Consider the following 10462-nt stretch of genomic DNA (forward strand, 5'->3'; position numbering starts at 1 on the left):
TGCTCCAATCGTGATGCGGAAGCCCTTGCCGGGCGGCATCCCTCATGGGGAATCATGGTGACCATGTCCGAGAACCACGACCCGATCCGCCTGCTCGCCATCCGCGACACCCCGCTGTCGCTGGACGAGGTGTACGAGGCGGTCGGCGACGACGCGGCCGGCGGCACCACGGTCTTCGTGGGGACGGTCCGCGACCACGACGGCGGCAAGTCCGTCTCCGCGCTGGAGTACAGCGCCCACCCGACGGCCGAGCACGAGATGCGCCGGATCGCCGAGAAGATCGTCGCGGACTTCCCGGTGAAGGCGCTGGCCGCGGTGCACCGGGTCGGCCGGCTGGAGATCACCGACAAGGCCGTCATCGTCGCCGTCTCCTGCGCGCACCGCGGCGAGGCCTTCGAGGCGGCCCGCCGCCTGATCGACGACCTCAAGCACCAGGTGCCGATCTGGAAGCACCAGGTCTTCAGCGACGGCGAGGAGGAGTGGGTCGGCGCGGGCACCTGCTGACCCCGCCGTCCCCCGTTCGCCCCACTGCCCGCCGGGGCCGCCCGAAGGCACCCGCCCCGGTGCGCGGCGGCCCCGCGGCGCCCTCCCGGCCCGCTGTCCCGGCCCCGCGGCGGCCCCGTCACGGGTGTGCCACGACCCTGCCGCGGACGCCCCGCGGCCGTAACCCGGTGCCCCCCGACGCCGTTGTCTGCGCGGACGGTTAATCTGCTGATAGACACGACGAGCTGGGAGTACGGACATGGCTGCGCTCGCCTGGTTGATCATCCCCGTCGCTGCCGCACTGGCCGCCATGGTCTGGGCGGGCTGGGCGGCCCGCACCCCCCGCGCCACCGGTGATCCGGCCTCGCTCGCCGAGCACGAGCGGTTCCGCGCCGCCATGGAGCGCTCCACCGTCGGTTCCGGCGACGGCCCCCGCCGCTGAGGCCCCGGGCCGGGCAGCGCCCCGCCGCCGCCTTCCCGTACTGTCGATCCATGCCACGCCGCTCCGCGACGATGCTCGCCGCCACCCTGATGCTCATAGGCCTGCTGTGCGCCTCCGTGCTGATGCGGGTGCCGTACACCGAGATGAGCCCGGGCCCGACCTACAACACGCTCGGTGAGCAGGAGAAGAAGTCGGGCGGCTCCGTCCCGGTGATCGCGATCAGCGGCCACGAGACGTACCCGACGAGCGGGCACCTCAACATGACGACGGTGCAGGTCACCGGCGCCAAGTACGAGCCGAGCCTGGTCTCGGCTGTGATCGGCTGGCTGCGCAAGGACGTCCTCGTCGTGCCGCACGACAACGTCTACCCGAAGGGCCAGACCGACAAGGAGGCCCAGCAGGAGAACGCCGAGCAGTTCGCCTCCTCCGAGGACAGCGCCAAGACGGCGGCGCTCAAGCAGCTCGGCATCCCGGTCGGCACGCAGATCGTGGTCTCCTCGGTGGTGGCCGGCGGGCCCTCCGAGGGCAAGCTGCACGCGGGCGACCGGATCGTCGCGGTGGACGGCACCCCGGTGACCGCCAAGGAGCAGGTGGCCGCGCTGGTCACCAAGCACAAGCCGGGCGAGACGGTGGAGTTCACGGTCGTCCCGCACACCGCGGCCGCGGGCGGCGCGACGGGGACGAACGGCGCGACGGGGACGAACGGCGCGGCGACCGACAAGGCGGCCGAGAAGAAGGTCGCCGTCACCACCGGCAAGGCCTCCGACGGCCGGGCCATCGTCGGCATCCTGCCGGGCAACGACCACACCTACCCGTTCACCATCGACATCGGCCTGCAGGACGTCGGCGGCCCCAGCGCCGGCCTGATGTTCTCGCTCGGCATCGTGGACAAGCTGACGCCCGGTGACCTGACCGGCGGCAAGTTCGTCGCCGGCACCGGCACCATCAGCGACGAGGGCGAGGTCGGCCCGATCGGCGGCATCCAGATGAAGCTGATCGCGGCCCGGGACAAGGGCGCCGAGTACTTCATGACGCCGGCCGAGAACTGCTCCGAGGCGGTCAAGGGCACCCCGGACGGCCTGACCCTGGTCAAGGTGGACAGCCTCGGCGGTGCGCTGAAGGCGCTGGACCAGATCCGCTCCGGCAACACCTCGGCGCTGCCGTCCTGCCCGAAGTAGGAGCCGCGGGAACGGGCCGGGGCACCCCGCGGGCGCCCCGGCCGGCCCGGCTCAGGAGAAGGTGGCCAGCAGGGCCTCGGTGAGCCCCGGCACCAGGTCGGGGCCGGTCAGCACCTCGCGGGCGACGTCCTTCTCGCGCAGCCGCAGGGCGATCTCCCGCGAGCCGTCGCGCAGCACCGCGGCGGTGATCCGGACCTCCTGCCGCTGCGGGTGGTTCGCCACCCAGTCGGCGAGCTCCTTCTCGGTGGCGTTCTTCGGACGGGACTGCTCGGCGCCGGGGGGCAGCATCAGCCGCTCGACCACCAGCGCGCAGCCGACCACCTGGTCCGGCCAGGCGATGGTGCCGAGGAACTTGTCCAGCTCGGCGCCGGCCGGCAGCTCGTCCTGCTCGACCGGGGTCAGCCCGGTGGCCTCGTCGGCGGCCAGGCCGAGCTGGCGGGCCAGCTTCGGGTCGGCCTTGCGCAGCGCGGCGGTGTCGACCAGCGCGAACAGCCGGGCGGGGAGGTCCCAACCGAGGGTGGCCGCGTACTCGTCGATCTCCAGGGCGGCGCGGGTCAGCGGGGACGCGGCCGGCGGCAGGCCGTCGGCGGGCGTGAGGGGTGCATCGGACATGCCCCAATCCTCACACGTCCGCGGCGCCCCCAGGCCCCGCCGGACCCGGTAACGGTCGGGTCTCGGGAGGGCCGGCGGGCGGCCCGGCGGGAACTCAGGTGAAGACGGTCTAAGTTGCACAGGGGACCGATCCGACCACGTTCACGACACAGCAGAGGTGCCACCTTGGTTTTCCAGATGCCGGACCGCCCGGAGCCGGGCTTCCGTGCCAGAGTCGGCCCGCCCTCGCGGCGCACCAGGGTCCTGCTGCTGACGGCGGGCGTGCTCGCCGTGCTGTTCCTGCTGTTCGCGCTGGTGTCCGGCTTCTGGACGGACTGGCTGTGGTTCAAATCGGTCGACTACGCCACGGTCTTCACCACCCAGCTGCGGACGAAGGCCGGGCTGTTCGCCGTCTTCGGCCTGCTGATGGCCGTGGTGGTCGGAGCCAACGTCTGGCTGGCGCACCGGCTGCGGCCGCCGATGGCCGCGATGTCGGTCGAGCAGCAGAGCCTGGACCGCTACCGGGCGGGCGTGGCGCCGTACAAGAAGTGGCTGCTGGTCGCGATCGCGCTGCTGGTCGGCCTGGTCGCCGGTGCCGCGGCCTCCGGGCAGTGGCGCACCTGGCTGCTGTGGACCAACCGGACGCCGTTCGGGGTGAAGGACCCCCAGTTCCACCGGGACGTCGCCTTCTACGCCTTCGACCTGCCCTGGTACGAGTTCCTGCTGGGCTTCGCGTTCAGCGCGGTGATCGTCTCGCTGATGGCCTCCGTGCTGGTGCACTACCTGTACGGCGGCCTGCGCCTGCAGGGCCCGGGCCGCCGGGCCAGCCGCGGCGCGCAGGGCCACCTCGCGGTGCTGCTGGGCGTGTTCGTGCTGCTGAAGGCCGTCGCCTACTGGCTGGACCGGTACGGCCTGGCGGTCAAGTCCGGCGCGTACAAGGGCGTGGACGGCTGGACGGGCCTGCGCTACGTGGACGCCAACGCCTTCCTGCCGGCCAAGACCATCCTGTTCTTCGTCGCCGTCATCTGCGCGCTGCTCTTCTTCCTGACGCCGATCCGCCGCACCTGGGCGCCGGCGCTGATCGGCTTCGGGCTGATGGCGCTCTCCGCGGTGCTGATCGGCGGGGTGTACCCGGCGATCGTGCAGCAGTTCCAGGTCAAGCCGAACGAGCAGGCCAAGGAGACGCCGTACATCCAGAAGAACATCGACGCGACCCGCAAGGCCTACGGCATCGCGGACACCGAGACCCGGCAGTACGACCCGAAGGACGCCGCCAAGGCGGGCGCCGCCGCGCCGGACGCGCAGACGATCGCGGACATCCGCCTGCTCGACCCGAACGTGGTCGCGCCGACGTTCCAGCAGAACGAGGCGCTGCGCAAGTACTACGCCTTCCCGCGGACGCTGGACGTCGACCGGTACGGCAACCAGGACACCGTGCTCGGTGTCCGCGAGCTGGACCTGAGCGGTGTCCAGCAGCGGAACTGGATCAACGACCACTTCAAGTACACCCACGGCTACGGCGTCGTCGCCGCCAAGGGCAACCAGGTCGACGGCAACGGCAACCCGGTCTACACCCAGTCCGGCCTGCCCACCGACGGCACCTTCGGCGACTACCGCCAGCGGGTGTACTACGGCGAGAAGACCCGGACGTACTCCATCGTCGGCGGCAGCAACCAGGAGATCGACTACACCTCCGAGAGCGGCGCCGACCAGACCTTCACCTACGACGGCGGCAGCGGCGTCTCGCTGGACAACCCGCTGACCCGGGCCGCGTACGCGATGAAGTTCTCCGAGCCGCAGATCCTCTACTCGGGGGCGATCACCGACGGCGCCCGGGTGATCTACGACCGCACGCCCAAGGAGCGGGTGGAGAAGGTCGCGCCCTGGCTGTCGATCGACGCCGACCCGTACCCGGTGGTGCAGGACGGCAAGCTGGTCTGGGTGCTGGACGGCTACACCACCTCGGACGGCTACCCGTTCTCCTCCAAGACGGCCCTGGGCGAGTCGACCAAGGACTCGCTGACCGACCAGCGCGGCCGCACCCTGACCGCCGTCAACACGGTCAACTACATCCGCAACTCGGTGAAGGCCACGGTCGACGCGTACACCGGCGACGTGACGCTGTACCAGTGGGACGAGAACGACCCGGTGCTGAAGACCTGGATGAAGGCCTTCCCCGGCACGGTCAAGGCCCGCTCGGCGATCCCGGCCGCGCTGATGCCGCACCTGCGCTACCCGCAGGACCTCTTCAAGGTGCAGCGCGACCTGCTCGGCCAGTACCACATGACCGACGCCGACGCGTTCTTCAACGGCACGGACATCTGGCAGGTGCCGCTGGACCCCACCACCAACACCGGTGAGGTCCAGCCGCCGTACTACCTGACGCTGAAGATGCCCGGCGCCCCGTCGGCCAGCTTCTCGCTGTCCAGCAGCTTCGTGCCGGGCGGCCGCGACAACCTGGCGGCGTTCATGGCCGTCGGTGCGGACCCCGGTCCGGAGTACGGCAAGATCCGCGTGCTCAAGATCCCGGCCGGATCGGGCGCGCTCGGGCCCAAGCTGACCCAGGCGAAGTTCAACTCCGAGAAGGCGGTGGCCAACCAGCTCACCCTGCTGAAGACCGGCAGCGACTCCGACATCGAGTACGGCAACCTGCTGACCCTGCCGGTCGGCGGCGGCCTGCTCAACATCGAGCCGGTCTACCTGCTGGGCCGCGGCGCCAAGGCGCCGGTGCTGCAGAAGGTGCTGGCGGTCTACGGCGACAAGGTGGCACTGGAGGACAACCTGGCCAAGGCGCTCGCCGCCGTGCTGCCCGGCGCGTCCGGCAGCGCGACGACCGCACCGACCGCCCCCGCCACACCGACCACGCCCACTCCCACCACACCCGGCACGGGCGCGAACCCGGACCTGCAGAAGGCGCTGCAGGACGCCCAGAAGGCCTTCACCGACGGTCAGACCGCGCTGAAGAACGGCGACTGGGCGTCGTACGGACAGGCGCAGAAGGCGCTCCAGGAGGCGCTGGACCGGGCCGCCAAGGCGCAGCCGGGCAGCGGCCCGGCGAGCCCGGCGCCCTCCGCGTCGCCGTCGGCCTCGGCGTCGCCCTCCGCCACCCCCTGAGCTGCGAGAACCGATTTGTTGGTCCACCCTGCGTCCGTGCTATGGTTTTCTCACCGACGCGGGGTGGAGCAGCTCGGTAGCTCGCTGGGCTCATAACCCAGAGGTCGCAGGTTCAAATCCTGTCCCCGCTACTGAAGATCAGGGCCCGGAGGCCGCCAGATCAATCTGGCCCTCCGGGCCCTGTCGTTTTCCGATCAAGAGGGGGTCGGCTCCGGTAGTATCGATTCGGCCGCCCCGGCCCCGTCGTCGCTGCCGGGGTTTGTGCGGCCCGATGTCGGGAAATCGACAAAGCGCTGGAGCACTCCCGCAAGCTTCGGCCCGCTCCGTCCAGACGTGGTCCGGGGCAGGTGTACGCGGGTTCCGGGTGATGCGACGATGGACCACATGGGGGAAGCCGAACGGCTGTTGACTCCTTATCGGACCGACACCCTTTCGGGCCGGCAGGGGGCGGCGGCCGCCGACACGGCGCCCCCGGCGGATGCCGCAGCACTCTGGGGGAGCGGGAGCCGGCATGAAGCTGATCGGTAGGAACGACACGGGGGCGAGGTCCGTACCGGCCGCCGCGGCGCAGACGCACGCCGAGGCCGACACCGACGCCTGGGCGCAGTCCGCCGAGGACACCCAGCAGGGCCTGCCGGCCCAGCGCAGCTACGGCCCCGAGAGCCTCGTCCGGATCTCCGCCCAGCAGCTCGTCGACGCCGTCGGCCGCTACCCGGCCGCCGCGGACGACGAGCCCGCCGCCGAACCGGAGGACGCCGCCAGCTTCGAGACCGCCCTCGCCGCCCGCGAACAGGCCGCCCTGGAGAGCCGGCACCGCTCCGCCGCGGACGCCGGAGACCCCGGCGCCGCCAGCCAGCTCGGCGCGATGCTGCTGCGCCGCGGCGACCTGGAGGACGCCGAGCCGTACCTCCGCGCCGCCGCCGCGGCCGGGCTGCGGGCCGCCGCCAACAACCTCGGCGTGCTGCTGCACCAGCGCGGCCACCGCGCCGAGGCCGCCCAGTGGTGGCGGCAGGCCGCCGTCGCCGGCTCCGCGCCCGCCGCGCACGCGCTCGGCCTCCAGCTCCGCGACCAGGGCGAGGAGGAGGCCGCCGAGTACTGGCTGCACTTCGCCGCCGAACACGGCCACCCGCTCGGGGCCTACGCCCTGGGCGACCTGATGGAGCACCGGCGCGACGTCCGCGCCGAGCGCTGGTTCAAGGTGTCCGCCGACGCCGGCCACCGCGAGGCCGCCTACCGGCTCGCCCGGATGCGCGAGGCGGCCGGCGACAAGGAGACAGCCGAGACCTGGTACCGCACCGCCGCCGCGCGCAGCCACGCCCGCGCGGCGCTGCGGCTCGGCGTGCTGCTGGAGGAGCGCCGCGAACTCGACGAGGCGGCCCGCTGGTACCGGCAGTCCGCGCAGAACGGCGAGCCCCGGGCGGCCTGCGCGCTCGGCTTCCTGCTGCGTGACGCGGGCGACCTCGCGGCCGCCGCCGAGTGGTGGCAGGAGGCCGCCGAGGCCGGCGACGGCAACGCCGCCAACGCCCTCGGCGCGCTGCACGCCGGCCGCGGCGAGGCCGCCGAGGCGGAGCGCTGGTACCGCGCCGCGCTGGACGCCGGCGACCACAACGGCGCCTTCAACCTCGGCCTGCTCTGCGCCGGAACGGGCCGCGGGACCCAGGCCGAGCAGTGGTACCGCAAGGCCGCGTACGCCGGCCACCGGGAGGCCTGCAACGCGCTGGCCGTGGTGCTGCTGCAGCGCGGCGACGAGTCCGGCGCCGAGCCGTGGTTCTCCAAGGCCGCCGAGGCCGGCAGCGTCGACGGCGCCTTCAACCTCGGCGTGCTGCACGCCGGCCGCGGCGAACTCCCGCAGGCCCACGAGTGGTACGCCCGGGCGGCCGCCGAGGGGCACGGCGAGGCCGCCCTGCAGCTCGCCGTCGTCCACGAGCAGCGCGGCAACGCCGCCGGTGCGCTGGAGCGCTACCGGCAGGCCGCGGCCGGCGGCTCCGCCGAGGGCGCCTTCCGGCTGGCCGCGGTGCTGGAGCGCCGCGGCGACGCCGACGCGGAGGTCGAGCACTGGTACACGGTGGCGGCCGAGGCCGACCACCGCAGGGCGCAGGTGCGGATGGGCGTGCGCGCCGCCGAGCGCGGCGAACTGCAGACCGCCGAGCACTGGTACCGGCGGGCCGCCGAGGCCGGCAGCCGCAGTGCCGCGTTCAACCTCGGCCTGCTGCTGGCCCGTCACGACGGCGAGAGCGAGGCCGTGCTCTGGTACACCCGGGCCGCCGACGCGGGGCACGGGCGGGCGGCGCTGCGCCTCGCGCTGCTGGCGCTGCGGCGCGGCGAGCCGGTGCAGGCGGAGAACTGGTGCCGGCGGGCCGCGGAGTCCGGCCCGGCCGAGGTGGCGGAGCGGGCGGCGCGGCTGCTCGGCGCGCTGAGCGCGGAGCTGAGCGCGTAGGACGCGCGGGGCGCGCGGCGGGGTCAGCCGGGCGAGCAGTCCGGACAGAGCCCGCGGTAGGTGATCTCGGCGCCGGTCAGGGTGAAGCCGAAGCGTTCCGCGGAGGGGAGGGCGGCCATCGGGTCGCCCTCCGGGTGGACGTCGCGCACGGTGCCGCAGCCGGAACAGACCAGGTGCTGGTGGGCCCGGTGCGCATTGGGGTCGTACCGCTTGGCGCGGCCGTCGGTGGAGACCTCCAGGATCTCGCCGAGCGAGACCAGCTCGCCTAGCGCGTTGTACACGGTGGCCCTGGAGATCTCCGGGAGTCTCGCCACGGCGCGGGCGTGCACCTCGTCCGCCGTGAGGTGGACGTGGTCGCCTTCGAGCACCTCCGCGACCGCGCGGCGCTGCGAGGTCAGTCGCCAGCCGCGTCCTCGGAGTCGTTCCAGCAGGTCGCTCATGGACCCAGAGTAAGTCACGTTCTCGAATTGGTTCCAGTGTTGACTTGGACTGAGTCCAAGTTAGGATCGGCTCCGATACGACCGGACGACCGAAGGACCCTCCCCATGACCACCCAGGACGAGCTGCGGCCCACCCTCACCACGGAGTCCGGTGCTCCGGTGGCCGACGACCAGAACACCGAGACGGCCGGCCCCGGCGGTCCGGCTCTCATCCAGGACCAGCTGCTGTTCGAGAAGCTCGCCCACTTCAACCGCGAGCGCATCCCGGAGCGCGTGGTGCACGCCCGCGGGGCCGGCGCCTACGGCACCTTCACCGTGACCGCCGACGTCACGCCCTGGACCCGGGCGGCATTCCTCTCCGAGGTCGGCAAGCAGACCGAGACCTTCCTCCGGTTCTCCACGGTGGCCGGCAACCTCGGCGCGGCGGACGCGGTGCGCGACCCGCGCGGCTTCGCGCTGAAGTTCTACACCGAGCAGGGCAACTACGACCTGGTCGGCAACAACACCCCGGTGTTCTTCATCAAGGACGCCATCAAGTTCCCCGACTTCATCCACACCCAGAAGCGCGACCCGTACAGCGGCTCCCAGGAGGCGGACAACGTCTGGGACTTCTGGGGCCTGTCGCCCGAGTCCACCCACCAGGTGACCTGGCTCTTCGGCGACCGCGGCATCCCCGCCAGCTACCGCCACCTCGACGGCTTCGGCTCGCACACCTACCAGTGGCAGAACGAGGCCGGCGAGCACTTCTGGGTGAAGTACCACTTCAAGACCGACCAGGGCATCAAGAACCTCACCCAGGCCGAGGCCAACAAGCTCGCCGGCGAGGACCCCGACAGCCACCAGCGCGACCTGCGCGAGGCCATCGAGCGGGGCGAGTTCCCGACCTGGACGGTCAGCGTGCAGATCATGCCCGCGGCCGACGCCGCGACCTACCGCTTCAACCCGTTCGACCTGACCAAGGTCTGGCCGCACGCCGACTACCCGCTCGTCGAGTTCGGCACGCTGGAGCTCAACCGCAACCCCGACAACGTCTTCGCCGAGGTCGAGCAGTCGGTCTTCTCCCCGGCGCACTTCGTGCCCGGCATCGGCCCGTCCCCCGACAAGATGCTGCAGGGCCGCCTGTTCGCCTACGCGGACGCCCACCGCTACCGCGTCGGCATCAACGCCGACCACCTGCCGGTGAACCGCCCGCACGCCACCGAGGCCCGCACCAACGGCCGCGACGGCCACCTCTACGACGGCCGCCACGGCCGGCAGAAGAACTACGAGCCCAACAGCTTCGGCGGCCCCGTCCAGACCGGCCGCCCGCTCTGGTCCGCCGTCCCGGTCACCGGCACCACCGGCAACCACGAGGCCCCCTCGCACGCCGAGGACGACGACTTCGTGCAGGCCGGCAACCTCTACCGGCTGATGGACGACGGCGCGAAGCAGCGCCTGATCGAGAACCTCTCCGGCTTCATCGCCAAGGTCTCGGCCGACCGCGACGACATCGTCGAGCGGGCGATCGAGAACTTCCGCAAGGCCGACGCCGACTACGGCCGCCGCCTGGAGGACGCCGTCCGCGAGCTGCGCAAGCAGAAGTGACGGCCTGAGACCGCGGGCCCCGGGAGCGCAACGGCGCACCCGGGGCCCGCGACCACGTCCGGGCGGGCACCACCGCCGTCCTGGTGCCGCGTCAGGCGACCTTCGCCCCGTCGCGACGCCCGGCACGCACTCTCGCCGCACCGGACGGAAGTCCGAGTACGTCCAGTACGAGGACTTCCGGCCGGCACGCCGA

8 protein-coding genes and 1 tRNA gene are annotated in these 10462 nt (G+C 72.4%); 7 read left to right on the top strand and 2 right to left on the bottom strand.

Annotated elements, in window-relative coordinates:
• Positions 1-54 precede the first annotated feature (54 nt).
• The 3 genes from AB0O09_RS35760 to AB0O09_RS35770 all read left to right on the top strand — a co-directional run bounded on the left by AB0O09_RS35760 (position 55) and on the right by AB0O09_RS35770 (position 2103).
• Positions 55-504 carry a molybdenum cofactor biosynthesis protein MoaE gene (locus AB0O09_RS35760; protein ID WP_344625566.1) on the top strand — a complete coding sequence of 150 codons (450 nt, stop codon included), beginning with the start codon at positions 55-57 and terminating at the stop codon, positions 502-504.
• 238 nt (positions 505-742) lie between these two features.
• The gene (locus AB0O09_RS35765) at positions 743-925 is read left to right on the top strand and encodes a hypothetical protein (protein ID WP_030274884.1); all 183 of its coding nucleotides are present in this window, start codon (positions 743-745) and stop codon (positions 923-925) included.
• Positions 926-975: 50 nt separating this feature from the next.
• Positions 976-2103, top strand: coding sequence for a PDZ domain-containing protein (locus tag AB0O09_RS35770; RefSeq protein WP_363549256.1), 1128 nt, complete (start codon positions 976-978; stop codon positions 2101-2103).
• A 51-nt stretch (positions 2104-2154) separates the two neighbouring features.
• On the opposite strand, the gene AB0O09_RS35775 is transcribed toward AB0O09_RS35770, so the two are convergent.
• Positions 2155-2715, bottom strand: coding sequence for a PPA1309 family protein (locus AB0O09_RS35775; protein WP_363549259.1), 561 nt, complete (start codon positions 2713-2715; stop codon positions 2155-2157).
• Positions 2716-2892: 177 nt separating this feature from the next.
• Here AB0O09_RS35775 and AB0O09_RS35780 point away from each other — a divergent pair, with 177 nt between their 5' ends.
• From AB0O09_RS35780 to AB0O09_RS35790, 3 genes are all read left to right on the top strand, one after another.
• Complete coding sequence (locus tag AB0O09_RS35780) at positions 2893-5808, top strand: UPF0182 family protein (RefSeq protein WP_363549272.1); 2916 nt, start codon at positions 2893-2895, stop codon at positions 5806-5808.
• Positions 5809-5865: 57 nt separating this feature from the next.
• Positions 5866-5939 (top strand) — tRNA-Met (locus tag AB0O09_RS35785).
• 380 nt (positions 5940-6319) lie between these two features.
• Positions 6320-8245, top strand: a complete 1926-nt coding sequence (locus AB0O09_RS35790; RefSeq protein ID WP_363549261.1) for a tetratricopeptide repeat protein — start codon at positions 6320-6322, stop codon at positions 8243-8245.
• A 23-nt stretch (positions 8246-8268) separates the two neighbouring features.
• Here AB0O09_RS35790 and AB0O09_RS35795 read toward each other — a convergent pair whose 3' ends face one another.
• Positions 8269-8685, bottom strand: a complete 417-nt coding sequence (locus tag AB0O09_RS35795; RefSeq protein WP_363549263.1) for a Fur family transcriptional regulator — start codon at positions 8683-8685, stop codon at positions 8269-8271.
• Between the two features lie 105 nt (positions 8686-8790).
• On the opposite strand from AB0O09_RS35795, the gene AB0O09_RS35800 reads away from it, so the two are divergent.
• Entirely contained in the window at positions 8791-10269 is a 1479-nt protein-coding gene (locus tag AB0O09_RS35800; protein WP_363549265.1) for a catalase, read from the top strand.
• Positions 10270-10462: the final 193 nt, after the last annotated feature.

It is taken from the genome of Kitasatospora sp. NPDC093679, assembly GCF_040683455.1.
GTDB classification, from domain to species: Bacteria; Actinomycetota; Actinomycetes; order Streptomycetales; family Streptomycetaceae; genus Kitasatospora; species Kitasatospora arboriphila.